Origin of the sequence: Microbacterium sp. P03, from assembly GCF_043556235.1 — a bacterium.
Lineage (GTDB): Bacteria > Actinomycetota > Actinomycetes > Actinomycetales > Microbacteriaceae > Microbacterium.
The window spans coordinates 1119444-1143467 of sequence record NZ_JBIGIM010000001.1 but is presented as its reverse complement, the minus strand read 5'-3'; the positions used below and the strand labels follow the sequence as shown (position 1 = coordinate 1143467).

Annotated in this window: 23 protein-coding genes; 7 read left to right on the top strand and 16 right to left on the bottom strand. The window is 68.7% G+C overall.

What is annotated here, in order from left to right:
• Window positions 1-58 precede the first annotated feature (58 nt).
• Complete coding sequence (gene ftsY, locus ACFXOO_RS05550; protein WP_378839103.1) at window positions 59-931, bottom strand: signal recognition particle-docking protein FtsY; 873 nt, start codon at window positions 929-931, stop codon at window positions 59-61.
• A gap of 58 nt (window positions 932-989) precedes the next feature.
• Entirely contained in the window at window positions 990-4490 is a 3501-nt protein-coding gene (gene smc / locus ACFXOO_RS05545) for a chromosome segregation protein SMC (RefSeq protein ID WP_394562978.1), read from the bottom strand.
• 211 nt (window positions 4491-4701) lie between these two features.
• Between smc and ACFXOO_RS05540 the strand changes: the two genes are divergently transcribed.
• The 4 genes from ACFXOO_RS05540 (at window position 4702) to ACFXOO_RS05525 (ending at window position 7448) form a co-directional block, all read left to right on the top strand.
• Window positions 4702-4833: a hypothetical protein gene (locus ACFXOO_RS05540; RefSeq protein WP_378839098.1), complete on the top strand. Its 132-nt coding sequence runs from the start codon at window positions 4702-4704 to the stop codon at window positions 4831-4833.
• A gap of 152 nt (window positions 4834-4985) precedes the next feature.
• Window positions 4986-5255 carry a hypothetical protein gene (locus ACFXOO_RS05535; protein WP_378839095.1) on the top strand — a complete coding sequence of 90 codons (270 nt, stop codon included), beginning with the start codon at window positions 4986-4988 and terminating at the stop codon, window positions 5253-5255.
• A gap of 22 nt (window positions 5256-5277) precedes the next feature.
• Window positions 5278-6360: a GNAT family N-acetyltransferase gene (locus tag ACFXOO_RS05530; RefSeq protein WP_378839093.1), complete on the top strand. Its 1083-nt coding sequence runs from the start codon at window positions 5278-5280 to the stop codon at window positions 6358-6360.
• On the top strand, window positions 6357-7448 hold the full coding sequence (locus ACFXOO_RS05525) for a GNAT family N-acetyltransferase (RefSeq protein WP_394562976.1): 1092 nt from the start codon (window positions 6357-6359) through the stop codon (window positions 7446-7448). Before ACFXOO_RS05530 ends, ACFXOO_RS05525 begins: the two co-directional genes overlap by 4 nt.
• Here ACFXOO_RS05525 and mutM read toward each other — a convergent pair.
• The 6 genes from mutM to ACFXOO_RS05495 all read right to left on the bottom strand — a co-directional run bounded on the left by mutM (window position 7443) and on the right by ACFXOO_RS05495 (window position 12645).
• Window positions 7443-8369 carry a bifunctional DNA-formamidopyrimidine glycosylase/DNA-(apurinic or apyrimidinic site) lyase gene (gene mutM / locus ACFXOO_RS05520; RefSeq protein ID WP_394562974.1) on the bottom strand — a complete coding sequence of 309 codons (927 nt, stop codon included), beginning with the start codon at window positions 8367-8369 and terminating at the stop codon, window positions 7443-7445. The two genes, ACFXOO_RS05525 and mutM, sit on opposite strands and share 6 nt — an antisense overlap.
• A 3-nt stretch (window positions 8370-8372) precedes the next feature.
• The gene (rnc, locus tag ACFXOO_RS05515) at window positions 8373-9083 is read right to left on the bottom strand and encodes a ribonuclease III (protein WP_378850771.1); all 711 of its coding nucleotides are present in this window, start codon (window positions 9081-9083) and stop codon (window positions 8373-8375) included.
• Between the two features lie 2 nt (window positions 9084-9085).
• Entirely contained in the window at window positions 9086-9295 is a 210-nt protein-coding gene (gene rpmF / locus ACFXOO_RS05510; protein ID WP_045276261.1) for a 50S ribosomal protein L32, read from the bottom strand.
• A gap of 2 nt (window positions 9296-9297) precedes the next feature.
• Window positions 9298-9813 carry a YceD family protein gene (locus tag ACFXOO_RS05505; RefSeq protein ID WP_378851310.1) on the bottom strand — a complete coding sequence of 172 codons (516 nt, stop codon included), beginning with the start codon at window positions 9811-9813 and terminating at the stop codon, window positions 9298-9300.
• 122 nt (window positions 9814-9935) lie between these two features.
• Entirely contained in the window at window positions 9936-10433 is a 498-nt protein-coding gene (coaD, locus tag ACFXOO_RS05500) for a pantetheine-phosphate adenylyltransferase (protein ID WP_378839083.1), read from the bottom strand.
• 28 nt (window positions 10434-10461) lie between these two features.
• On the bottom strand, window positions 10462-12645 hold the full coding sequence (locus tag ACFXOO_RS05495) for an ATP-dependent DNA helicase RecG (protein WP_394562973.1): 2184 nt from the start codon (window positions 12643-12645) through the stop codon (window positions 10462-10464).
• A gap of 88 nt (window positions 12646-12733) precedes the next feature.
• Between ACFXOO_RS05495 and rsmD the strand changes: the two genes are divergently transcribed.
• On the top strand, window positions 12734-13366 hold the full coding sequence (gene rsmD / locus ACFXOO_RS05490) for a 16S rRNA (guanine(966)-N(2))-methyltransferase RsmD (RefSeq protein WP_378839079.1): 633 nt from the start codon (window positions 12734-12736) through the stop codon (window positions 13364-13366).
• Here rsmD and thiL read toward each other — a convergent pair.
• Window positions 13336-14340, bottom strand: a complete 1005-nt coding sequence (thiL, locus tag ACFXOO_RS05485) for a thiamine-phosphate kinase (RefSeq protein WP_394562972.1) — start codon at window positions 14338-14340, stop codon at window positions 13336-13338. The two genes, rsmD and thiL, sit on opposite strands and share 31 nt — an antisense overlap.
• 22 nt (window positions 14341-14362) lie before the next feature.
• Between thiL and ACFXOO_RS05480 the strand changes: the two genes are divergently transcribed.
• Window positions 14363-14833, top strand: a complete 471-nt coding sequence (locus ACFXOO_RS05480) for a DUF3515 family protein (RefSeq protein WP_394562971.1) — start codon at window positions 14363-14365, stop codon at window positions 14831-14833.
• Between the two features lie 17 nt (window positions 14834-14850).
• Here the strand turns inward: ACFXOO_RS05480 and ACFXOO_RS05475 are convergent, their stop codons facing one another.
• The 6 genes from ACFXOO_RS05475 to leuC form a co-directional block, all read right to left on the bottom strand.
• On the bottom strand, window positions 14851-15954 hold the full coding sequence (locus ACFXOO_RS05475; protein ID WP_394562970.1) for a D-alanine--D-alanine ligase family protein: 1104 nt from the start codon (window positions 15952-15954) through the stop codon (window positions 14851-14853).
• Window positions 15860-16990: an NAD(P)H-dependent glycerol-3-phosphate dehydrogenase gene (locus ACFXOO_RS05470; protein WP_378839070.1), complete on the bottom strand. Its 1131-nt coding sequence runs from the start codon at window positions 16988-16990 to the stop codon at window positions 15860-15862. Before ACFXOO_RS05470 ends, ACFXOO_RS05475 begins: the two co-directional genes overlap by 95 nt.
• Window positions 16980-17675 carry a lysophospholipid acyltransferase family protein gene (locus ACFXOO_RS05465; protein WP_378839067.1) on the bottom strand — a complete coding sequence of 232 codons (696 nt, stop codon included), beginning with the start codon at window positions 17673-17675 and terminating at the stop codon, window positions 16980-16982. Before ACFXOO_RS05465 ends, ACFXOO_RS05470 begins: the two co-directional genes overlap by 11 nt.
• A 91-nt stretch (window positions 17676-17766) precedes the next feature.
• The gene (gene murA, locus ACFXOO_RS05460) at window positions 17767-19137 is read right to left on the bottom strand and encodes a UDP-N-acetylglucosamine 1-carboxyvinyltransferase (RefSeq protein ID WP_378839064.1); all 1371 of its coding nucleotides are present in this window, start codon (window positions 19135-19137) and stop codon (window positions 17767-17769) included.
• 72 nt (window positions 19138-19209) lie between these two features.
• Window positions 19210-19806: a 3-isopropylmalate dehydratase small subunit gene (gene leuD / locus ACFXOO_RS05455; RefSeq protein ID WP_378839061.1), complete on the bottom strand. Its 597-nt coding sequence runs from the start codon at window positions 19804-19806 to the stop codon at window positions 19210-19212.
• A 2-nt stretch (window positions 19807-19808) separates the two neighbouring features.
• Complete coding sequence (gene leuC, locus ACFXOO_RS05450) at window positions 19809-21296, bottom strand: 3-isopropylmalate dehydratase large subunit (RefSeq protein WP_394562969.1); 1488 nt, start codon at window positions 21294-21296, stop codon at window positions 19809-19811.
• 456 nt (window positions 21297-21752) lie between these two features.
• On the opposite strand from leuC, the gene ACFXOO_RS05445 reads away from it, so the two are divergent.
• Window positions 21753-22643 carry a hypothetical protein gene (locus ACFXOO_RS05445; protein WP_394562968.1) on the top strand — a complete coding sequence of 297 codons (891 nt, stop codon included), beginning with the start codon at window positions 21753-21755 and terminating at the stop codon, window positions 22641-22643.
• Window positions 22644-22912: 269 nt separating this feature from the next.
• Here ACFXOO_RS05445 and ACFXOO_RS05440 read toward each other — a convergent pair whose 3' ends face one another.
• Window positions 22913-24019, bottom strand: a complete 1107-nt coding sequence (locus ACFXOO_RS05440; RefSeq protein ID WP_378839053.1) for a TerC family protein — start codon at window positions 24017-24019, stop codon at window positions 22913-22915.
• Window positions 24020-24024 lie beyond the last annotated feature (5 nt).

The following is a 24024-nucleotide window of genomic DNA, read 5'->3' as shown; positions in this document are numbered from 1 at the left end:
CCAGCGTGCGGCTCGCGGCGGAAGTCCGCGTGCGCGTGTCCGCGGATCCGCGTGCGGATCAGTCGACGAGCGACGCCGCGAAGACGTGCGGGGTGAAGCCCGTGAGGTCGCCGATTCCCTCGCCCTGACCCAGCAGCTTGACCGGGATGCCGGTCTTCTCCTGCACAGCGAGCACGAAGCCCCCACGAGCCGAACCGTCCAGCTTCGTCAGGACCAGCCCGGTGACACCCGCATGCTCCAGGAACGCCTGCGCCTGCATCACCCCGTTCTGTCCCGTCGTGGCATCCAGCACGAGAAGGACCTCGCTGATCGGCGCCTGCTTCTCGACCACGCGGCGGATCTTCGTCAGCTCGTCCATCAGACCGCCTTTGGTGTGCAGTCGTCCCGCCGTGTCGATCAGCACGATCTCGGTGCCGGTCTTCTTCGCGTATTCGATGGTCTGGAAGGCAACGGATGCCGGATCCTGACCGGCCTGCTGCGGGCGCACGATCGCCGCTCCCCCGCGCTCCGCCCATGTGGCCAGCTGATCGACCGCCGCCGCACGGAATGTGTCGGCGGCGCCGACCACGACGGAGCGTCCGTATCGCTGCAGGAACTTGGCGAACTTGCCGATCGTGGTGGTTTTGCCGACGCCGTTCACGCCCACCACGAGCACGACCGCCGGCCGCTCGGAGAGACGGAGGGTCGTGTCGAATTTGGCGAAGTGTTCTTCGAGGGTCTCCTTGAGCATGCGCTGAAGGTCCCGCGGGTCGGTCGTCCGGTATCGGTCGACCTTCTGACGGAGCTCGTCGACGATGCGCTCGGTGATGTCAGGGCCGAAGTCGGCGACGATGAGAGCGGTTTCGAGGTCATCCCACGTGGTCTCGTCGATCGTCGGCTTGACGAAGACGTTGCGCAGCGCTCGTCCGAGCGACCAGGAGCTTTCTGCCATGCCGTCAGCCTACCGGCGGCGCGCGAGACGCCCGCGGGCTCCGCACGCTTCGTCGGCGTCAGCTCGCTTCTCGACGGACGACCCGTTGGCCGACCACCGCCGAGACTCCGTCCTGGCGCATCGACACCCCGTACAGCGCATCGGCGATCTCCATCGTGCGCTTCTGGTGGGTGATGACGATGAGCTGGGAGTTCTCGCGCAACTGCTCGAACACGCCCAGCAAACGGCCGAGGTTGGCGTCGTCGAGCGCCGCTTCGACCTCGTCCAGGATGTAGAACGGGCTGGGTCGAGCCTTGAAGATCGCGGTCAGCAGCGCCACCGCGGCCAGAGATCGCTCGCCACCCGAGAGCAACGAGAGCCGCTCGATCTTCTTGCCGACGGGTCGCACCATGACTTCGATGCCGGTGGTGAGCGGCTGGTCCGGAGATGTCAGCGAGATGCTGCCCGTGCCACCGGGGAAGAGCACGGGGAACACCTCGCCGAAGGCCACGCGAGTGTCCTCGAACGCCGCGAGGAAGATCGTCTGCATGCGTTCGTCGAGCTCGTCGATGATGGTGAGGAGATCGGCACGGGTCCGTGCGAGATCGGCGAGTTGGTCGGTGAGGAAGGCATGCCGCTGCTCGAGCGCGGCGAACTCTTCGAGCGCCAGCGGATTCACACGGCCGAGCTGTCCGAGCTTCCTCTCGGCATCCTGCAGTCGTCGTCGCTCGGCGGCGCGATCGAACGGGATGTGGGGTTCTTCCGCCGTGCCATCGGCAGACGCAGGAGCATATTCCGAGACGAGAATATTCTCGTCCAGGCTGAGCTCGGAGGCGACACGCTCGAGCAGGCTCGTCACGTGCAGCCGCTTCTCGTGGATCTGCAGCTCGAGGCCGTGGACGGAGTCGGTGAGCTTCCCGAGGCGTTCGCGAACCGCGTTCTCCTCGCGCCGAAGATCGGCGAGCTCGGCGTTCATCGCCGTGCGAGCCGACTCCGCCGTGACGAGTTCGACGCGCGCCTGACTCACCGAGCGATCCACCGAATCCATGAGCGCGGGCAGCTGACCTGCCACATCGGCGGCCTGCGCGCGGTGTCGTCGGCGGATCACCGCTCGCCGGGCGGCATCCTCGGCCGCGGCGCGCTCCCGTTCGCGTTGCCGCTCGAGCGCGATGACCCGCGCCTCACCCGCTCGAACCCGCTCGCGCAGGGTCTCGACGTCGAGGCGCGCCCGCATTTCGGCATCGCGCGCAGCCTCCAACGCCTCCAGCGCGCCGTCTCGCGCAGATGCATCAAACAGGGGTCGGGGCTCCTCACGCGCGCGCAGCAGACGCTCTTCGGCAACGTGAGCCGCCTCTTCGGCATCGCGGACGGCTCCTTCGGCCTGGCGGAGTCCGAGCGCCAGACGCTCGCATTCCGCGACGGCCGCCTCGTGCCGGACCGTGGCCCGGTTGAGCTTCTCGGTATGCGCGGCCGACGCCGCATCGTGGGCGCGCAGCGTGTCCAGCGCCGAGGTCGTGCGACGCCGAGCCGTCCCGAGCGCCTCCACCCGCTCAGCGAGGGACTCGCGCAGACTGTCGACGATGACGGTGATCTCGGCCAGCCGATCGCGGGCGGCGTCGCGTTCCGCGGCGAGTTCGAGGCGCGATCGGGTGGAACCCGAACCGGCACGGAGCGTGTAGGCGGTGACGACTTCGCCGGCGCGGGTGACGGCTGTGACCGCGCGATCGCGGGCGAAGAGCGCCTCGCCCGCATCACGCACGGCGGCCAGATCTTCCGCGATCAGCACGGATGACAGCAGCGCGACCACACCTGCCGGGCCGGTCACGACATCGCTTGCCGGTCGGAGACCGTCGACCACGGGCAGGGTGCCGGACGAGCCCGTCGCATCCGCGATCACGAGGTCGACGACGCCGACATCGCCCCCGCGGACGGCGTCGGCGAGGTCGAGGGCGTCGGAACGATGATCCATCAGCACTGCTTCGGCCAGCGGGCCGAGAACCGCGGCGATGGCCGCCTCGTAGCCGGGCGTCACCTGAATCGCGTCGCCCACCACTCCCGCAATGCCCGCTCCCCCGCGTTCCACCAACTCGGTGGCACCGTTGCGCACGTCCAGGGCACGACCGAGGGCACGCGTCTGTGCGGTCAGTGCTTCACTCTCGCGCTCCGCCCCGTGCAGGCGATCGCGCAGAGCGGCGACATCGGCCTCGGCCTCCGTTGCGGCCTTCTGCGCGCGGTCGTACTCGGCGGCATGCTCGGCCGAAGAGGTTTCGGGGACGACCTGCGGATCGAGACCCGCCAGGATCTCTTCGGTCTCGGCGCGACGAGCGGTGGCGGCATCCAGCGCCCGCTGCTGACGATCGACCGCGGTGCGGACGGCCCCGAGAGCGGATGCCGCCGCCTCGGCTCGTCCCCGCAACGCCGTGATGGTCATATCGTGGGCCGACACCAGAGCGCTCTGCGCGGCGATGTCGGTGTCGAGTGCATCGAGTTCGGCTCGTGCGCGGACGACCTCGCGCGTGGCGGCGGCCGCTTTGTCCTGTGCCTCGTCCAGCCCCGCCGCGATCGCGCCGATCTCGCCGCGCGCGTCGTCGATCGCGGAAGAAGACACCGAGTGCGGATCGGGGGCCACGTCATCGTCGGCGCCCAGGAGCGCCAGCCGCTGTCCGGCGAGGGTGTAGAGACCGCGAAGACGCTCCTGCACGCGCTCGAGCGCGAATGCGGTGCTGCGCGCAGCATCGACGGCGTCGGACCGCTGATCGGCCTCCAGGTCGGCGATGCGCCGTCGCAGTGTGTCAGCACGGTCCTGGAGGACGATCCGCTCGGCGTGGCGTTCCTGCTCGCTGCGAGCGTGGCCGTCGAGCTGCGCCCGGAGATCGATCAGCTCATCGGCATACAGGCGTGCCTTCGCATCGCGCACGACAGCCGCGATCCCCGCAGCCTCGCGGGCGATCTCGGCCTGCTTGCCCAGCGGTTTGAGCTGCCTGCGCAGCTCTCCCGCGAGATCGCTCAGCCGCGTGAGGTTGGTCTCCATCGCCTCGAGCTTGCGGAGCGTCTTCTCCTTCCGGCGACGGTGTTTGAGAATGCCCGCCGCTTCCTCGATGAAGCCGCGGCGGTCCTCGGGAGTCGCCTGGAGAACGCCGTCGAGTCGTCCCTGCCCGACGATGACGTGCATCTCGCGGCCGAGACCGGAGTCGCTCAACAGCTCCTGCAGGTCTAGGAGCCGACAGGTCTCTCCATTGATCGCGTATTCGCTCGCGCCGTTGCGGAACAGCGTGCGGCTGATCGTGACCTCGGCGTAGTCGATGGGCAACGCGCCATCGCTGTTGTCGATCGTGAGCTGCACTTCGGCACGCCCCAGCGGCCCGCGCGTCGCGGTGCCGGCGAAGATGACGTCTTCCATCTTCCCGCCGCGCAGGGTCTTGGCGCCTTGTTCGCCCATCACCCAGGCGAGTGCGTCCACCACGTTCGATTTGCCCGACCCATTGGGGCCGACGATGGCCGTGACCCCGGGCTCAAGAGCGAACGTCGTCGGCTGCGCGAAGGATTTGAACCCTTTGAGCGTCACGCTCTTCAGGTGCATGGTTGCGCCCTTCTGCCCCGATCGATACGCCCGCAACGCTACCCGACGAGGTGGCGAGCGCTGTGTAGGCGAGCCGGAAGGCGCGGTCGCGCGGACCCGACACGCCCGGGCGACCGGCGATTCTGGGAGAACGCTTGACGGACACACCGTCGGCGCGCTAGCGTCACTGTTCGCGTCAGAAGTCGAAAGGAGGTCACCCCACATGATTCTCATGCACACCATCACCGGCACCGCGGACACCCGTCCCGTCGTCGCGCCGATCGCCTACGCGTCCGTCAACGGACTCGTCGGCGGGGTGACCCGCTCTTTGGGCGCGCGCGCAGCCACGCCTGCCACCGCGTAGCAGCTGCTCAGGAGGACTCCGCCCTGTGTGCGGACTCCGTCCCCCGTCTGCCTCCCGCCGACGCGCTCGTCCGGTCTTCTGACCCGAGCGCGGCTTCGGCACTCCGGCCGCACAGGCCACCACCCTCCCTCCTTCCCGGAACGAGAAGAACCATGCATACCTCCACGGTTGTGCGTGCCGCAGAGCGGTACGAACAACACATCGACATACGACTGCCCGCCGAGGGCACGCCGCAGCGTCTCGGCGATCGCCTCGAGCTGCGCCTCGGCCTGTGGCTGCTGCTGCGCGCCGAGCGCCGCCGCGTCGCATCAGCCGAACGCCTCGAACGAGCCAGGAGCGCTGCTCATCGGGCGATCCTCGACATTCACGAACGCGAAGCCGCGCACGTCCAGATGCTGCAGTCCTCACGGGCCTGGCGCTGAGACCGACCGAACGGAGAAAGAGATGACACACGCACCGCAGGGCCTGGAGATCCGGCCCGTCTCCATCGTGCCGACGATCGACTCGCCTGACGCGGCCGATTTCGTCGCCATGGTCCAGGTTCGAAACGCCGTGCTCGCCGAGGTCAACGGTCACGCCGACGAGAGCATCACACCCCGGGAACTTCTCGCGGTGTTCCAGCCCGACGAGTATCAGCAGCGCTCGTTGTGGCTGGTGCTCCTCGACGGCGTGGCCGTCGGCCGCGCCGGCGTCGACATCCCGAACGAGGACGGTTCGATCCTCGCCTTCTGGTACATCGACTTGTTGCCCGCCATCTGGGGTCGAGGCGTCGGCAGCGCCGTCCTGGAGCTCATCGAGCAGACCGCACGGGCGCACGGGCGCACGGTGCTGCAGGCATGGACCGCACATCCTGCCGGAGAAGGGCCGCGCATCATGGCGCCGACCGGTTTCGGCAGTATCCCCGACGACCACGCCGCGCGCTTCGCCCGCCGCCACGGGTACACGCTGGAGCAGGTCGAGCGCAACAGCGCCCTCGTGCTCGCCGACGCCGCGCCGAGGCTCGAGCACCTGCTCGAGACCGCCGCCGAGGCATCCGCCGCCTACCGCGTGGTGAGCTGGCAGCTGCCGACACCGCCGGAGTTCGTGGCGGGATACGCGTGGATGAAGTCGCGCATGGTGACCGATGCCCCGTCGGCCGAGATCGAATTCGACGAGGAGGTCTGGGACGCGGCGCGTCTCGCCCGCCATGAGAGGCCCTATCTCGACGCGGGACGAGCCCTTCTGGTCACCGCAGCTCAGCACATCGACAGCGGGGAGCTGTGCGCCTTCAACGAGCTCGTCATCGGGAACGACCGCACCGAAGCCACTCACCAGGAGGACACGCTGGTCCTCAAGGAGCACCGGGGCCACCGGCTCGGGATGCGGGTGAAGTGCGCCGGTCTGCTGGAGTGGCGGCACATCGCGCCGCTCTCGCCCCGGGTGCTCACCTACAACGCCGAGGAGAACCGTCCGATGCTCGACATCAACGAGGCGATCGGCTTCGCGCCGATCGCCTACGAAGGCGCGTGGAAGAAGGTGCTCACATGAGCCGGACCCCACCGACGCTCACGGTCCGCCCTCTGGTGGTGCCGAGGTCCGGCGACGACCCCCGGCGCGGTGACATGGACGAGCTCGTGCGGCTCGGCAACGCCGTCAACCGCCACGACGCGGGTCACCCGTTCTTCGATCAGACGGTCGAAGAGGTCCTGCCCGGTTGGCAGGACCAGACGGACCACACCCATCTGGGGTTCATCGTCGAGCACGACCGGTCGGTGGCGGGGATCGCCACTCTGGTCCTGCCGAACGAGCCGGGTGCATCGACGCTCGAATTCGAGCTCATGGTCGAGCCGGCGCTGCGCGGCGAAGATGTGTGGAACACGCTCCTCGACGTGGTCGAGAAGGCGGCGCGCGAGCACCAGCGGTCGGTGATCCAGACCTGGACTCTGCACCGTCGCGACGCCGTGGGCGACACGCTCACTCCGCCGACCGGGTACGGCGCGATCCCTTCCGACGATCCTCACGCGCTGTTCCTGTCGGCCCACGGGTTCGCCTTCGAGCAGGTCGAACGCAATTCGACCCTCGATCTGCACGGAGATCTGACATCGGTCGCGGACGCTCTGCAGGAAGCCATCGCCTTCGCCGGTCCGGACTATCGTCTGCTGACGTGGGCCGCACCGACACCGCCCGAGTACGCCGATGGCTTCGCCTACACGCTCTCACGCATGGCGACCGACGTCCCCAGCGGCGGGATGGTGTGGGAGGAGGAGACGTGGGATGCCGCGCGTGTCGCCCGCCGTGACGGGAGGCTGCTCGCCGCCGGGAACACGATGTCAGTTGCAGCCGTATCGCACGCTCCGACCGGTCGCATCGTGGCGTTCAATGAGCTGATGATCGGCGCCGACCATTCCGGCACCACGCACCAATGGGGAACCCTGGTGGTGAAGGAGCATCGCGGCCACCGCCTCGGCACGATCGTGAAGTGCGCGAATCTGCTGCGCTGGCACGACCTGGTGCCCGAATCTCCACGGGTCTCCACCTTCAATGCCGAGGAGAACCGCTCGATGCTCGACATCAACGAGGCCATCGGCTTCGTACCGGCCTCGTATGCGGGCGCCTGGAAGAAGGTGCTGTCATAGAGCGGATGCCGCGACCCGCGGCATCCGTTGACACCAGGCGCAGTAATGGCTGGACCGGTTCATGAACGACACACGCACGATCGGCCGACCGCATCGGTCGCAGGGTGCACCCGTGCGGCCGTAGGCATGGAGGGAGCGGGCGAAGTAGCCCGCCTGGCCGTTGACGTTGACGTACTGCGCGTCGAAACTCGTGCCGCCTTCAGCGAGCGCTCGCTCGAGCACACCGCGGACTTCGCTCAACAGCCTGTTGACGGCGCGGGTGGAGAGGGCGGCAGCCGGTGTTCCGGGATGGATGCGTGCGGCCCACAGCGCCTCGTCCGCGTAGATGTTGCCGACACCGCTGAGCGTCGTCTGGTCGAGGAGGACCCGCTTGACGGCCGAGCCCTTCTTGGCCATCGCGCAGCGCAGCCGCGCGTCGTCGAAAGCGGGATCGAGGGGGTCGCGGGCGATGTGGGCGACCTGTGTCGGAACAGCGGCCACGTCGGTACCCCGGCCGCCGGGCGCGCCGTCAGCGGTGGGGACGAGTTCGTCCACGGCCAGCGAACCGAAGGTGCGCTGGTCGGCGAAGACGATCGCGAGCTCCCCGTGATCGGGGTGCTCGATATTCACTCGCACGCGTTCGTGCCTCTCGACGGCGGCGTCTGCTTCCCGGAGAAGCATCTGCCCGCTCATGCCGAGATGCGCGACGATGGCAGAGGGCCGCGCTCCGACGGCATCGTGGAGCGGCAGCCACAGGAACTTGCCTCGGCGAGCGGCCCCCACGATGCGGCGGTCCGTGAGCAGACCCTCGAAATGCAGACCACTCCCCGCGTGCCGCGTGAGCGCCCGCTCGTCCCGCACGGTGACGCCCGTGATGACCGCGCCGGTGACCGCCGGTGCGAGGCCGGCGCGGACGACCTCCACCTCGGGTAGCTCGGGCATGGATCAGTCAGCCGGGAGGGCGGTCGACACCGAGGTCAACTCGTACCACGCCGTCAGGGCCGCGGCCATCTCCGCCTGCTTCTTGCTCGAACCCGACCCCTGGGCCGAGGTCGCGCCGACGTTCACGGTCGCCGTGAACCTGCGGTCGTGGTCGGGGCCGGAGGAGGTGACGGTGTACGTCGGAGGGTGCTCCCCCGAGTGGGCGGCGAGTTCCTGCAGGCTCGTCTTCGGGTCCATGGCCGCACCGTAGCGCTCGGGATTGGCCAGGAGCGGCTCCACGAGTCGCAAAACGAGTGCAGTCGCCGCATCCGGTCCCGTGGACAGGAAGGTCGCACCGATGATCGCCTCCATGGTGTCGGCGAGGATCGAGTCCTTGTCACGCCCGCCGGTCTGGTCCTCACCGCGGCCGAGGAGGATGAACTGTCCCAGACCGATCCCCCGGGCGATCTCGGCGAGGGCCACCGTCGAGACGACACTGGCCCGCCGCTTGGCGAGCGCGCCCTCTTCGAGCTCGGGATGCGCGGTGAACAGACGCACGGTCACCGCCTGGCCGAGCACCGAGTCGCCGAGGAACTCCAGGCGCTCGTTGTGCGGGGATTGGCCGTGCTCGTAGGCGTAGGAACGGTGAGTCAGCGCCAGCGACAAAAGCTCGGGGTCGATGTCGACCCCGAGCTTGTCGGTGAGCACCGCGTGCAGCGATGCGACGTCACTCACGATCAGACGTCGGCGACCTTGCGGCCTTTGTACTCGAGGAACAGCTCGGTGCCCTGCGAGTCGGTGACGACCTTCGCCTGGTGCGGGCGGCTGTAGACGGTCTTGCCGTTCTCGACGGTCTTGACGAGCGTGGTGGGTTCTGCCTTCCACTGCGCGCGACGCGATCGGGTGTTCGAGCGGGAGACCTTCCGCTTCGGGGGGTTACCTGCCATGGCTAGCTCTCTTCTGTGTTCTCGACGCGAACGCGATCCGCCGTAAGGCGCGGTCCGACGTCGTCGTGGTCTGGTGTGTAGTCCTGGAGCGCAGCCCAGCGAGAATCGATGTTCTCGCGCTGCGGTTTTTCGGTGCCGACGGCCAGGCGCTCACCCGTGACCGGATCAAGGCCGGGGCAATCCGGCTGGCATACCGGCTGAAACGGAAGCGATAGGACGATCGCATCTCTGACCAGAGTTTCAAGATCCACGTGGTCGTCTTGAACCTCGAAGTCAGTTGTCTCCTTCTCAGGATACGCGAAAAGCTCCTGAAACTCGACTTCGACGGGCGCGTCGACATCGTTCAGGCAACGACCGCAGACGCCGGTGTAGTTCGTCGAGGCCATCCCCGAGACGAGGATGCCCTCGTGGACCGACTCCGCCCGAGCGTCGATCGCGATCTCGGCGCCCTCAGGGACGGACACGAGACCCTCTCCGAGCTTCTCGGGCGACGGCACATCGAGCGTGAACTCCCGCATCTCGCCGGGAAGGTGGACGATGTCGCGCACCTGCAATGCGAACGGACCTGGTCTCTGCTTTCTCACGAGGATCAATCGTACCGGCGATGCGCTGAACGGGACCCGAGCGTGGCGCAGCCCGATCAGTCCCTGGGGGCGCCGGTGTCCAGGAAGCGTGCCACCGCAGGCGGCACGAACGGCGAGACATCGCCGCCCAGCGACGCGACCTGGCGGACGAGGGAGCTGGACACGAGGGCATGAGAGGGGTCGGGAAGCAGGAAGACGGTCTCGACATGCGCGAGATGACGGTTCACGATCGCCATGGGGGTCTCGTACGCGACGTCGACCTGGGAGCGGATGCCTTTCACGAGGACGCCCGCGTCCACGTCGGTGGCGTAGTCGACGAGAAGGCCCATGCTCCACGACGCGATCACCACATCGCCGTCGATGCCGTCCTCCTCGATGGACTGCTGCAGCAGAGCGAGGCGCTGCGCGATGGGCAGCATCGCCTCCTTGCCGGGATTGTGGACCACCAGGACATGCAGTTGGTCGTACAGGCCGGCGGCTCGACGGATGACATCGAGGTGGCCCAGCGTGGGGGGATCGAAGGATCCCGGTACGACGGCGATCCGGCTGTTCATGCCGACAGCCTACAGATGCCGCCTGACGTCAATTCTTCGCGAGCGCCGCGCGCTCCTCCATGCCCACGCGTCGTTCGATCGCTTCCGCGAGTCCCGGATGCCGCGTCAGGGCGGGGTCCTCGGCGAGCACGGTCTCGGCTTCGGCGCGCGCCTCGGCGATGAGATCGGCGTCCTTGACCACCCGCAGAAGACGCAGGGAGGAACGGGCGCCGGACTGCGCGTCACCCAGGACATCTCCCTCGCCGCGCAGCTCGAGATCGACTTCTGCCAGCTCGAAGCCGTCCGTCGTCGAGGCGACGGCATCGACGCGAGCGCGGGCGGGCGTTCCCGCGGCGGCTTCGGTCACGAGCAGACAGAGCCCCGGCACTCCCCCGCGGCCCACGCGACCGCGCAGCTGATGGAGCTGAGACACGCCGAATCGGTCCGCTTCCAGGATGGCCATGGTCGATGCGTTGGGCACATCCACGCCGACCTCGACGACCGTGGTGGCCACGAGCACGTCGATCTCGCCGCGGGCGAACGCCTGCATGACGGCGTCCTTCTCGTCGGACGGCATGCGGCCGTGGAGGATCTCGACACGGATGTCGGTGAAGGCCGGATGCCGTGAGAGGGAGTCCGCCGCCTGGACGACCCCCCATCGCGTCGCGGGCGTCTCACCGTCGACCGGCGCCGGGAGCGGCCCGACGGCGTCGTCGGTGACGGGCCCGTCCTTGCCGCCGGCATCGGCGTCGATGGCCGCGCACACGACGAAGGCCTGGTGGCCTTTGCCTACTTCTTCGGCGATGCGCTCCCACACGCGCCCGAACCACGCGGGCTTCTCGGCGAGGGGGGCGACGAAGGTCTGAATGCCTGCACGCCCCGCCGGCAGCGTGCGGATGGTCGACACGTCGAGGTCACCGAAAACGGTCATCGCGACAGTCCGCGGAATCGGTGTGGCGGTGAGGACGAGAGCGTGCGGCGCCATCCCCTTCGCGCGAAGCAGTTCGCGCTGTTCCACTCCGAAGCGATGCTGCTCGTCCACCACGACCAGGCCGAGATCGGCGAACGTCGTCGTCTCGCTGAGCAGAGCGTGCGTGCCGATGACGATGAGTGCTTGGCCGGATGCCGCGCGGAGCGCCGCCTTCCGCCGCTCCGCCGCGGGCATCTGCCCCGTCAGGAGGATCGGCATGACCTCCGGCGCCAGACGGGGCCCCAGCATCCGGGCGATCGACCGCACGTGCTGGCCGGCGAGCACCTCGGTCGGCGCGATGAGGGCGGACTGACCGCCCGACTCGGCCACCTGCAACATCGCGCGCAGTGCCACCAGCGTCTTCCCGGAACCGACCTCGCCCTGCACCAGCCGGTTCATCGGCCAGTCGCCGACGAGATCGTGGGCGACCTGCGCGCCGACGCCGATCTGGTCGTCGGTGCGATCGAAGGGAAGACCGGCATCGAACCGCTCGAGCAGCCCGCCGGCGTGCGCGGGCCGCGCGGTCGCCGACAGCGCCCGCACGAACTGCCTCTGCTGGAGCAGGGCGACCTGCAGAACGAGGGCCTCGTGCATGCGGAGCGTGGCGCGCGCAGGCGCGATCTGGTCCTCGAAATCGGGACGGTGGATGCGCTCGATGGCAGCGCGCGCGTCGAGAAGACCGCGCTGCACGCGAAAGGCTTCGGGAAGGGGGTCGGGCACCGGACCGAGACCGTCCAGGACGTGCCGCACGATCTTGGAGATCTGCCAACTCGGCAGCGCACCGGTCGCCGGGTAGATCGGGATGGGCAGGCGGGCGTACGCTTCGGCGTTCATCCGCGCTTCGGCTTCGTCCTCGAACAGCTCGTAGTCGGGGTGCGCGAGCTGCTTGTTCCCGCGGTACTCCCCCACCCTGCCCGAGAAGATGCCGCGTCTCCCCGGAGCCAGCTCACGCAGGCGCCAGGCCTGACCGAAGAAGGTGAGCGTGAGTTCACCGTTGCCGTCGCTGATCGCCACCTCCATGAGCGAACCCTTGCGGTTCTGCATCCGTCGCTCGGAGGCGCGGGTGACCTCCGCGACGATCGTGACCGTCTCACCGACGGGGAGCGAGCTGATCGGGGTGAGCTCCCCGCGCAGGACGTAGCGCCGCGGGTAGTGCGCGAGAAGATCACCCACCGTATGCATGCCGAAGGCACGCTGGAGCGGGGCCGCGGTCTTGCCGCCCACGACGCCGTCCAGACGCGACTCCAGAGTGAAACCCGGCATCCTCCGAGTCTAGGCAGACCCGCCGACGGCGGTGTCCGGTCATGGCCCGGCCGGGTCCCGCGACGACCGCTTCGGTTATCGTGAACGGGTGACTCGCATCATCGCCGGCCGCGCGGGCTCCATCCCGCTGGAAGTCCCGGACGCCGGCACCCGCCCCACCAGCGATCGTGTGCGCGAATCGCTGTTCGGGGCGCTCGAGTCTGCGGAGGCGCTGCGCTCGGCCGCGGTGCTCGACCTGTACGCCGGCACGGGAGCGCTCGGGCTGGAAGCGTTGAGCCGCGGCGCGGCATCCGTGGATCTCGTCGAGAAGTCCCCGCACGCCGCCACCGTCGCGCAGCGCAACGCCGACAAGGTCGCGAAGTCCGTCGGTCGAACAGGGATCGTCCGCGTGCACAGGGCGGCGGTCGCGGCGTACCTGGCGATCCCGCGCGGACCCTTCGACATCGTCTTCCTCGATCCTCCGTACGACCTGGACGACGCGGCACTGAGGGACGCGCTCGGGCTGCTCGGCCCTTCGCTGACGCCCGCGGCGACCGTCATCGTCGAGCGCGCGACCCGATCGGGTTCGCCCTCGCTGCCGGAGAGCCTGACGCACGCGCGGCACAAGCGGTACGGGGACACCACACTGTGGTGGGTCCACCCGTCGGAATCGGAGCGGCGCGAGGGCGCCACGGTTCCGCTCGACCGGAGTCAGCCCGACGACGAGTCCCAGTCGCGATAGGGGTCCCACCCGTCCCGCCCGGCCCAGGGCGCACCGTCCACCAGGACGGGTGTCGTCGCGGTCGCGCGGACCGCGCCGATCACTCGGAAGCCGGCGGGCAGGGGTGCGTGCGCGGGGAACGTCGTCAGCAGCGCATGGTCCTCTCCCCCGGAGAGAGCGACGTCGATGTCGGGACCCAGGGCGTCGCTCATCAGATCCAGGGTGACTCCGGATGCCTCGGCCATCCGTGTCGCGTCCAGCAGCAGCCCGTCGGACACGTCCATCATGGCGGTCGCGCCCGCGCGAGCGGCCACCGGCCCGAGGCGGAGAGGCGGCGTCGGACGCAGCTGAGCGGCCAGGTCGGCCCGCTGCTCGGCGTCGAGGGCATCGACATCGACAGGCACCGGCTGGGACGAGGCGTCCCGGAACCTGCCGAACAGCAGCGCGAGGCCGCGTCCAGCGCGACCGATGTCGCCGGCGACGGCCACGACATCGCCCACTCGTGCTCCGCTCCGGCGGACGGGCATGATCCCGTCGAGACTTCCGAGAGCAGTGACCGCGACGGTGAGGGTGTGCGAAACGGTGAGGTCGCCCCCTTCGACGCGGCATCCGGGTGCCAGCGCCTCGCACGCGGCACGCAGGCCCTCGGCCAGACCGGTGACGAAGGAGAGTCGCGTGGTCTCGGGCATCGCCAGCGCCACCAGCAGAGCGGTCGGCCTCGCGCCCATCGCGGCGATGTCGGCCAGATTGACGGCGGCGGATTTCCAGCCGAGATCGAACGCGCTCGACCAGGCGAGCCGGAAGTCGGGGCCGTGGACGAGGGTGTCGGTGGTCGCCACCACCCGGGCATCGGGCGCGGCGATCACGGCGGCGTCGTCTCCCGGGCCGACCTCCGCGTCCGAGGGACCGAACACGTTCAGGATCGCGCGCAGGACCGCGCCCTCGGTGAGCTCGCCGACGACGGGATCGCCCGTCCGCCCGGTCCTCGTGCTCATAGCCCCACGGTAGCCTGGAGTGGTGCGCCGCTTCGTCCGTCCCCTTGCCGCGGCGCTCGTGCTCCTCGCCTCGCTCTCGGTCTCGGGCTGCGCCGCGACGGTATCGCTGCAACCCGCCGCGTCGGCGAACGACCCTGCGTGCGCAGACGTCTCCGTGCGGCTTCCGGCCACCGTCGGCGGAGAAGCCCGTCGGTGGACGGACGCCCAGGCCACGGGCGCATGGGGTGATCCGGCCGCCGTCATCCTGACCTGCGGGCTCGCGCCTCCCGGCCCCTCGACGCTGCCGTGCCAGACGGTCGGCGGCGTGGACTGGCTGATCGACGACGCGGATGCCCCGAAGTACCGGTTCACGACGTTCGGTCGATCGCCGGCGGTCGAGGTCTACCTCGACTACGACGTCGTCGGCGGTGCGGACACCCTGTCCGAACTCAGCAGCGCCGTCTCGACACTGCCCACAGACGGCAGCGTATGCACGGCCCGCCCGACCAGCTGAGCGCCGGTCGGAGCCCGTCAGGCCGCGCCGCGCTCCCGTGCGGTGTCGACGAGCTCTGAGATCAGCGCCGAGTAGGTCAGCCCGCTCGCGATCCAGCACTTCGGGAACATCGAGATCGGCGTGAACCCGGGCATCGTGTTCAGCTCGTTGACGACGGGGCCGTCTTCGCTCAGGAAGAAGTCCACGCGCGCGAGCCCCTGGCCGGCGACCGCCTCGAACGCCTCGAGCGCCATCCGCTGGAGCGCATCGATTTCCGACCCCGCGAGCTCCGCCGGGCAGACGACGTCGACACCGTCGCCGCCGAGGTATTTGCCCTCGAAGTCGTAGAACTCGCGCGTGGTCAGGACGATCTCTCCGGGCAGCGAGGCGCGGTCGGATGCCCCGCCTCGGCCCTCGAGCACACCCACCTCGATCTCACGCCCGCGCAGGCCCTCCTCCACGAGCACCTTGTCGTCTTCGGCGAACGCGATCTCCAGAGCCGCCGCGAGTTCCTCGGGACCATGGACCTTCGAGACGCCGACGCTCGAACCCGCCCGCGCGGGCTTGACGAACCACGGGAACGAGAACGCGGCGGCACGACGGGCGACGTCGGCCGTGGCATCCGGATCTCCCGACCATTCGCGCTTGCGGACCGTCACCCACGGAGCGACCGGGACGCCGGCGGCCTGCAGCGCGATCTTCATGAAATGCTTGTCCATGCACAGCGCGGAATCGAGCACACCACCGCCGGCATAGGGCAGCTCGAGCGTGTCGAAGAAGCCCTGGATCGTGCCGTCCTCGCCGTGCGGTCCGTGCAGGATCGGCAGAACGACGTCGACGTCGCCGAGATCGTCGATGGCGCCGTCCACCTGCCGCACGCGCAGACCGTGCTCGCCGGCCGCCTCCGGCCACAGGATCCGCGTGCCGTTGTCGGCGACTTCGGGCATGTGGGCGGGGTCGAGAGTGAACTTGTCGGGGTCGTCTTCCTCGAGGACGAAGGCCCCCTCCCGGGTGATGCCGACGGGGATGACGCGGAACCGCTCGCGATCAATCGCGCGCAGCACTCCCCCCGCCGTGGCGGAACTGATCGAGTGTTCGCTGGAGCGACCTCCAAAGAGCACCACCACCGCCGGCTTGTCCATTCTGAGTCCTCTCGCCTTTCGGCCGATCATCGTCTGTCGTCAGGTGCGGGGCGATCTCCCGCGGATTCATCTGGCCGTCGAGCACACGCTTGACCTGCTCGACGATCGGCATCGCGACCCCGCTCTCGCGGGCGAGCTGCAGGATGGGTGCCACGGAGGCGAGGCCTTCCGCGGTCTGGTTCATCTGCTTGACGACATCCTGGAAGCTGTAACCCTGGCCGAGCAGACGGCCCGCCGTGTTGTTGCGGCTCAGCGGCGACTGGCACGTCGCGATCAGGTCGCCCAGTCCGGCCAGACCCTGCAGCGTCTCGGCCTGCGCGCCCTGAGCGACAGCGAAGTCCGTCATCTCGACGAGGCCGCGGGTGATGATCGACGCCTTCGTGTTCTCGCCGTACCCGACGCCGTCGACGATGCCGATCGCGACGGCGATGAGGTTCTTCAGCACGCCGCCGAACTCAGTGCCGATGACGTCGGTGTTGACGAAGGTGCGGAAGTAGTGATTGCGCGCGCGGCGGGCGACCGCGTCGGCCGTCTCCTGGCTCGTTGAGGAGATGACGGCTGCGGTCGGCTGCTCCCGCGCGATCTCGAGAGCGAGGTTGGGACCGGATGCCACGGCGATCCGGTCGGGGTCGCAATCCAGTTCCTGCTCGATCACCTGGCTCATGCGCAGGCCGCTACGGCGTTCCACGCCCTTCATCAGCGACACGATCGGCGAGTCCGATGACGACACCAGGGGCCGGACCGCCTTGAGATTCTGACGCAGTGCCTGGCTGGGGATGGACAGATAGACCTGGTCGGCGCCGTCCAGCGCCGCCGAGAGGTGGTGGGTGGCTGACATCTCGCGGGGCAGGTTGATGCCGGGCAGGTACTCGCTGTTGCGCTTCGCCTCGTTGATCTCGGTCGCGAGCTCCGGCCGGCGTGCCCACATCGTCACGTGGGCGCCGCCGTCGGCCAGCACCTTTCCGAACGTGGTACCCCAGCTGCCGGCGCCGAGGACGGTCACCCGTGGCAGCGCGGCATCGGACTTACGGCTCAAGGCGCCCCGTCTCCCTCTGGCCGTGCGCCGACGGGTTCCAGCGCTCGGCCGGTGCCTTCTCGTCACGCAGATCTTCGAGCAGCAGCGTGATGGCGCTCATGAGACGGTCGGTCGCCTCGGCCAACGCGGCGGGCTTGGCGTGCTGCCCCTTCAGGTCGGACAGGTCGACCGGGGCCCCGATCGCCACGGTGACGAGCTTGCGCGGCGGCCAGAAGCTCACCTTCTTGCCGTAGCGCGCCATCACGTTCTGCGCTCCCCAGTGGGCCATCGGGATCAGAGGGATGTCGGCTTCCAGAGCAAGACGGACCGCACCGGTCTTGCCGCGCATCGGCCACATACCGGGGTCACGCGTGAGCGTGCCCTCGGGGTAGACGACCACACCTCGACCATGGCGGACGAGCGTCTCGGACGCGTCGAGTGTCTTGCGGGCGGACGCGCTCGAGGACGTTCGCGCCACCGGCACCATGCCCGTCACGCGCAGCGCCCATCCGAGCACCGGCACGTGGAAGAGGCTCTCCTTGGCGAGGAAGCGGGGCGGCCGACCGAGACGCCAGATGGCGATGGCGACCGCAATCGGGTCGATCTCGGTGTAGTGGTTCGGAGCGAGGACGTAGGCGCCGTTGCGAGGCATCGAATCCCCGGGACGCACGCGGATCTTCATGAGGATGCTGGCGAGCGGAACCACGATCGATGCCAGGAACCAGAAGACGAACGGGCGAGGTTCTCGGGGACCGCCGTGTGGCGGGTCAGCCTGTGACGTGCGATCCACCGCGGTGTCAGCCGATGACGTCGAAGTCGGCGCCGAGGGCGTCGAGCTTTGCGAAGAACTTCTCGTACCCACGGCGGATGATGCCGACGTTGCGGACGATCGATTCCCCCTCGGCGGCGAGAGCGGCGATGACGTAGCTGTATCCGCCGCGCAGGTCGGGCACCTCGACGTCGGCACCATGCAGGGGGGTGGGCCCATTGATGACGGCGGCCTGTTCGAGCGCCCTGCGTGGGACACGGCGTCCGGCGGAATCGATCCCCTGCGGGTGCACCACGATGTCGGCGCCCATCTGGACGAGTGCCTCGGTGAAGCCGAGGCGGTTCTCGTAGACGGTCTCGTGTACCACAGACTCGCCCGGTGCCTGCGTGAGCGCGACGATCAAGGGCTGCTGCCAGTCGGTCATGAATCCAGGGTGGACATCGGTCTCGACCACGACCGGCTTGAGCGCGCCGTCGCGTCGGAACTGGATGCCGTCCTCGCGGACGTCGAACCAGCCGCCCGCTTTGCGGAACACATTGAGGAACGTGAGCATCTCCTGCTGCTTCGCGCCCCGTACGAAGATGTCGCCGTCGGTCGCCAGAGCCGCGCAGGCCCACGAGGCGGCTTCGTTGCGGTCGAAGATCGCCCGGTGGTCGTAGCCGCGCAGGGAGTCGACGCCCTCGATCAGGATGACGCGGTTCGGCTCGTAGGAGATGATCGCGCCCATCTTCTGCAGAACGGCGATCAGGTCCATGATCTCGGGCTCGATAGCGGCATTGCGGAGCTCGGTCACGCCGCGCGCCTTCACGGCCGTGAGCAGAACCTGCTCCGTGGCCCCGACGCTCGGATAGGGCAGTTCGATGTCGGCGCCGTGCAGGCCGTTCGGCGCCGTGATCCGAATGCCTTCGTAGCTCTTGTCCACGACCGCCCCGAATGCCCGCAGTGCATCCATGTGGAAGTTGATGGGCCGGTCACCGATGCGGCAGCCGCCGAGATCGGGGATCAGCGCCTCGCCGAGAAGGTGCAGGAGCGGGCCGCAGAACAGAATCGGAATGCGGGACGCTCCGGCATGCGCATCGATCTCCTCGAAGTGCGCCGACACCGCGCCCGCGGGGTCGAGGATCAGGGTGCCCTCTTCGTCGCCGTCTTTGACCGTCACACCGTGCACCTCGAGCAGCGAGCGCACGACCTTCACGTCGCTGATGTCAGGGACGTCGCGAAGGACGCTCGGGGTCTCCCCGAGAAGCGCCGCCACCATGGCTTTCGTGACGAGGTTCTTCGCACCCTTCACGTCGACGACCCCGCTCAGGGGTCGTCCTCCGCGGATGGCGAGAGTCTCACCTGCTACTTCTCTCGACCCCGCCTGGGGGGTGGATCCATCGCTGAGAAGCGTCTTCATAGGTCGACCTCACTTGTGTGTCTCGAGGGCAGTGCTGATGGTCGACGGTCCTCGTGGGACCGTCGGATCAGGCTACGGAACAGGAAGCGTCCGCGGCCGCCACGCCTCGCGGCGGGCCTCGAACTGCGCGATCTTGTCTGCGTTGCGCAGTGTCAACCCGATGTCATCGAGTCCTTCGAGGAGCCGCCACCTAGTGTAATCATCGATGTCGAAAGGCACCTCGAGGTCGCCGATCACGGCGCGGCGCTCCCCCAGATCCACCGTCATGCGGATGCCCGGCTGCGCGTCGATCGCCGCCCAGATCCGTTCCACATCGTCTTCGGCGATCGTTCCGGTGACGAGGCCCTGCTTGCCGGCGTTGCCGCGGAAGATGTCCGCGAACTTCGGGCTCAGGACGACGCGGAAGCCGAAGTCGCGCAACGCCCACACGGCGTGCTCGCGGCTGGAGCCCGTACCGAAATCCGGCCCGGCGACGAGAACGCTCGCGCCCTGGAACTCCGGCCGGTTGATCACGAACTCCGGGTCCTGCCGCCAGTTCGCGAACAGGGCGTCTTCGAAGCCGGTCTTGGTGACGCGCTTGAGGAAGACGGCGGGGATGATCTGGTCGGTGTCGACGGCTGAGCGCTTCAGCGGCGCGGCGATGCCCGTGTGCGTGGTGAACTTCTCCACGATCAGACCTCCGCCTTCGCATCGGACGGGAGCCCCGCCGGGGCGGACTCCTCGAGGTCGCTCGGACTCGAGAGCGTCCCGCGGATCGCGGTCGCGGCGGCCACCAGCGGTGACACCAGGTGGGTGCGACCTCCTTTGCCCTGCCGGCCCTCGAAATTGCGGTTGCTCGTGGATGCGCATCGCTCGCCCGGCGCCAGCTGATCGGGGTTCATGCCCAGGCACATCGAGCACCCGGCGAATCTCCACTCGGCGCCGAAGTCGAGGAAGATCTTGTCGAGGCCCTCGGCCTCGGCTTCGAGCCTCACGCGCGCGGATCCGGGCACGACCATGACGCGCACGCCCTCGGCCTTGGTGCGCCCCTCGACGATCGACGCGAATGCGCGAAGATCTTCGATGCGACTGTTCGTGCACGAGCCCATGAACACCGCGTCCACGGCGACGTCTTTGAGCGGCGTGCCGGGGACGAGATCCATGTACTCGATCGCCCGTTCGGCTGCCGCACGATCGTTGGGGTCGTCGAAATCAGCCGGTGCGGGCACGACGTCGCTCAGCGACACGCCCTGGCCGGGGTTCGTGCCCCAGGTCACGAAAGGCTCGAGTTCGGCGGCGTCGAGGAAGACCTCGGCGTCGTAGACGGCGCCCTCGTCGCTCGGAAGAGTGCGCCAGTAGGCGACGGCGTCGTCCCAGTCCTGACCCTGCGGCGCGTGCGGCTTGCCCTTGACGTACTTGAAGGTGATGTCGTCGGGCGCAACCATCCCCGCACGGGCGCCCGCTTCGATCGACATGTTGCACATCGTCATGCGGCCCTCCATCGAGAGCGAACGGATGGCACTCCCACGGAATTCGAGCACATAGCCCTGGCCGCCGTTGGTCCCGATCTTCGCGATGACGGCGAGGATCACGTCCTTGGCGGTGACCCCGGGCTTGAGGTCGCCCTCGACCGTGATCGCCATCGTCTTGAACGCTTTCAGCGGCAGCGTCTGCGTCGCCAGCACGTGCTCCACCTCGCTCGTCCCGATGCCGAACGCCATGGCCCCGAACGCGCCGTGGGTGGAGGTGTGCGAATCGCCGCACACGACGGTCACTCCCGGCATCGTGAGACCGAGCTGCGGTCCCACGACGTGCACGATGCCCTGCTCCTTGTCGCCGAGGGAGTGCAGGCGCACGCCGAACTCCGCTGCATTGCGGCGAAGCGTCTCGATCTGCGTACGGCTGGTGAGGTCAGCGATCGGCTTGTCGATCTCGAGCGTCGGGGTGTTGTGATCCTCGGTCGCGATGGTGAGGTCGAGACGGCGCACCGGTCGCCCTTCCGCGCGGAGACCGTCGAAGGCCTGAGGGCTCGTGACCTCGTGCACGAGATGCAGGTCGATGTAGATCAGATCGGGTTCGTCGCCGCTGCCTTTCACGACCAGATGGTCGTTCCAGACCTTTTCCGCCAACGTCAGCGGGCGGTCCGGAATGACGGATGCTTCGGGAATGGGTGTGCTCATTGTTCTGGATGCTCTCCTCTGGTGGGATCAAGCCCGCGAGAAAACTCCGCGACGAGGGAGGCCTGGAACTAGGACTCGTCGCGGCCGCTAAGGAGTCGAGCGATCCGCACCCACAGAGGCTACCACCGCCGCCGGGCACGCCTCGGCATCGGCGCCGCGACCACGTGCCCGCGACCGTTCGCGGCGACGCTCCGCGCCGCGCCCTCCGGACGCCCGCCCGCCGGCCCGCCGGCGAACGGGCGCGACGCGCCGTGTGCGGCGGGGGCTGCGGGCGGGTTGCGGCGTGTCGCGACCGTTCGCGGCGGGCCGGGGTGCGCGAACGTCGGCGTGAGCACGGGCAAGGCCGCAGCATCCGGGCACTGTGCCACTTCCTCCCCAACCAGCGCGATGGATGCCGTGTCCCCATCCTTCGACACGGCATGAGTGTGGGGCCGGAGAGTCGAACAGACTCGCCCGATGCCGCGACCCCGACCTCTTCCCTCGGCGCAGCTCGGTCGAGCCTTTTCGGTCGCAGAGGCGCTGCGGTGCGGCGTACCAGCGTCTCGACTGCGGCGCGGCGACCTGATCAGCCCCTTCCGCGGCGTTCGCCTCGCGATCGCCGACGACGGATGGCAGCCCCGCTGCGCGGCTTATGCGACGCGGATGCCGGCGACCGTCGTCTTCTCACACGTGACGGCCGCGCGTCTCTGGCTGATGCCACTTCCGCAGCACCACCGGGAGGACGAACGGATGCACGTGACGGCCGTGGCCGCTCGCGCCCCTCGCGGTCGGGGCGTGGTCGGCCACACCACGACACGCAATCCGCCGACGGAGACGATCGGCGCACTCCGTGCGACATCTCCCGCCCGCACATGGGCTGATCTGTCGACGGTGCTCACCGTCGACGAGTTGGTGATCATCGGGGACGCGCTGGTGGGTCTACCGGTGTCGATCTCCACGTGCCCGGAATTGGCGCAGGCGGTTCACGAGCACGCCGGCCGTCGCGGAAGTGCTGCGCTCCACGAAGCGATGCCGCTGATCAGGGTGGGCTCGCGGTCGCCACGGGAGAGTCGAGCACGGCTGGCGATCGTCCGGGCCGGGTTGCCGGAACCGGAGGTCAACGGCGAGATCGTCCTGCCGCGACGAATCGTGCACGGCGACCTCGTGTTCCGTTCGTGGCGGGTGGTCGTCGAATACGAGGGGGATCAGCACCGTACGGATGCCTGGCAGTGGGCGCACGATCTCGAGCGCTACAACGATCTCGCGGAGGCTGGTTGGCTGTTGATCCGCGCGTCGCGATTCCTCCCCGATGCTGATCTCGCGTCGCGCGCACGTCGTGCGCTGCGTGTGCGCGGGTGGACGGGGTGATCCGAGGAGGCGGACCCCGTCCTGGGCACTCGAACGGGCGCGACACGCCGTAGGTCGCGGACCGCGGGGGCAGGACACGGCGCGTCGCGACCGTTCGCGAGGCCTCCGGTGCCGAGTCGCCTGAACGACCTCTCGCGCGGTCGAGCGACCGGTCCTCGGCGCGAACGGGCGCGACATGCCGCGGGGGGCGGACTGCCGGGGCGCGACACGGCACGTCGCGACCGTTCGCCGAGGTCGACCGCGCGCGAGGCGCCCCGGTCGGCGCGGGATCAGCCGCGCGGACCGGACGGGTCGGGGTGGTCGACGGTGGTCGGGGTGCCTTTCTCGTCCGCCACCGAGGACGCGGCATCCACCGGTGTCGCCGGGGCCACCGGCGGTTCCGCGGCCGGAGCCTTGTCGGCGTCGCGCTTCGACGCGATGAGGCTCGCGATCGTCGCGACGGCCATGGAGGCGATGATGACGCCCAGCGACATCCAGGTCGAGATCTCGGGTGCCCACTCGATGTGCTCGCCGTTGTTGATGAACGGCAGCTCATTGACGTGCATCGCGTGGAAGATCAGCTTCAGACCGATGAACGCCAGGATGAACGCGATGCCGTAGTGCAGGTAGCGGAGGCGATCGAGGAGATCGCCCAGAAGGAAGTACAGCTGACGCAGACCCATGAGGGCGAAGATGTTCGCCGTGAAGACGATGAACGGGCTCGTGGTGATGCCGAAGATGGCCGGAATCGAGTCGATCGCGAAGAGCAGGTCGGTCACACCGATCGCCACGAACACGATGATCATCGGAGTGAACATCTTCTTGCCGTTCACCACGGTCCGGATCTTCGCGCCGTCGTAGTGATCGCTGATGTCGACGGTGCGCCGGATGAGGCGGACGATGAAGTTCTCGCGCTTCACCTCGTCGTCGTGGTCTCCCCCGGGGAACGCCTGCCGGTAGGCCGTCCACACCAGGAACGCGCCGAAGATGTAGAAGATCGGGCTGAAGTTCTCGATGACCGCGGAGCCCACGAGGATGAACGCGCCGCGCAGGATCAGGGCGATGATGATGCCCACCATCAGCACTTCCTGCTGGTAGCGGCGCGGTACGGCGAATTGTCCCATGATGAGGACGAAGACGAACAGGTTGTCGATGGACAGGCTGTACTCGGTCAGCCACCCGGCCACGAACTGCCCGGCGAACTCGCCGCCCGCGAAGATCCACATCAGCCCGGCGAAGATCAGCGCCAGCGTGACATAGAACACCACCCACAGCGTGGATTCCCTCGTCGACGGGATGTGCGGTCGCTTCAGGATCATCAGGAGATCAGCGGCCAGAATGAGAACCAGCACGACAAGCGAGCCGATCTCAAACCACAGGGGCAATTCGAGGTCCATACGGG

What these genes read in the sequence shown, in the direction of transcription:
- ftsY (WP_378839103.1), bottom strand. Translation starts at nt 931, where the DNA reads ATGGCAGAAAGCTCCTGGTCGCTCGGACGAGCGCTGCGCAACGTCTTC.
- smc (WP_394562978.1), bottom strand. Translation starts at nt 4,490, where the DNA reads ATGCACCTGAAGAGCGTGACGCTCAAAGGGTTCAAATCCTTCGCGCAG.
- ACFXOO_RS05540 (WP_378839098.1), top strand. Translation starts at nt 4,702, where the DNA reads ATGCACACCATCACCGGCACCGCGGACACCCGTCCCGTCGTCGCGCCG.
- ACFXOO_RS05535 (WP_378839095.1), top strand. Translation starts at nt 4,986, where the DNA reads ATGCATACCTCCACGGTTGTGCGTGCCGCAGAGCGGTACGAACAACAC.
- ACFXOO_RS05530 (WP_378839093.1), top strand. Translation starts at nt 5,278, where the DNA reads ATGACACACGCACCGCAGGGCCTGGAGATCCGGCCCGTCTCCATCGTG.
- ACFXOO_RS05525 (WP_394562976.1), top strand. Translation starts at nt 6,357, where the DNA reads ATGAGCCGGACCCCACCGACGCTCACGGTCCGCCCTCTGGTGGTGCCG.
- mutM (WP_394562974.1), bottom strand. Translation starts at nt 8,369, where the DNA reads ATGCCCGAGCTACCCGAGGTGGAGGTCGTCCGCGCCGGCCTCGCACCG.
- rpmF (WP_045276261.1), bottom strand. Translation starts at nt 9,295, where the DNA reads ATGGCAGGTAACCCCCCGAAGCGGAAGGTCTCCCGCTCGAACACCCGA.
- ACFXOO_RS05505 (WP_378851310.1), bottom strand. Translation starts at nt 9,813, where the DNA reads ATGCGGGAGTTCACGCTCGATGTGCCGTCGCCCGAGAAGCTCGGAGAG.
- coaD (WP_378839083.1), bottom strand. Translation starts at nt 10,433, where the DNA reads ATGAACAGCCGGATCGCCGTCGTACCGGGATCCTTCGATCCCCCCACG.
- ACFXOO_RS05495 (WP_394562973.1), bottom strand. Translation starts at nt 12,645, where the DNA reads ATGCCGGGTTTCACTCTGGAGTCGCGTCTGGACGGCGTCGTGGGCGGC.
- thiL (WP_394562972.1), bottom strand. Translation starts at nt 14,340, where the DNA reads ATGAGCACGAGGACCGGGCGGACGGGCGATCCCGTCGTCGGCGAGCTC.
- ACFXOO_RS05475 (WP_394562970.1), bottom strand. Translation starts at nt 15,954, where the DNA reads ATGGACAAGCCGGCGGTGGTGGTGCTCTTTGGAGGTCGCTCCAGCGAA.
- murA (WP_378839064.1), bottom strand. Translation starts at nt 19,137, where the DNA reads ATGAAGACGCTTCTCAGCGATGGATCCACCCCCCAGGCGGGGTCGAGA.
- leuC (WP_394562969.1), bottom strand. Translation starts at nt 21,296, where the DNA reads ATGAGCACACCCATTCCCGAAGCATCCGTCATTCCGGACCGCCCGCTG.
- ACFXOO_RS05445 (WP_394562968.1), top strand. Translation starts at nt 21,753, where the DNA reads ATGCCGCGACCCCGACCTCTTCCCTCGGCGCAGCTCGGTCGAGCCTTT.
- ACFXOO_RS05440 (WP_378839053.1), bottom strand. Translation starts at nt 24,019, where the DNA reads ATGGACCTCGAATTGCCCCTGTGGTTTGAGATCGGCTCGCTTGTCGTG.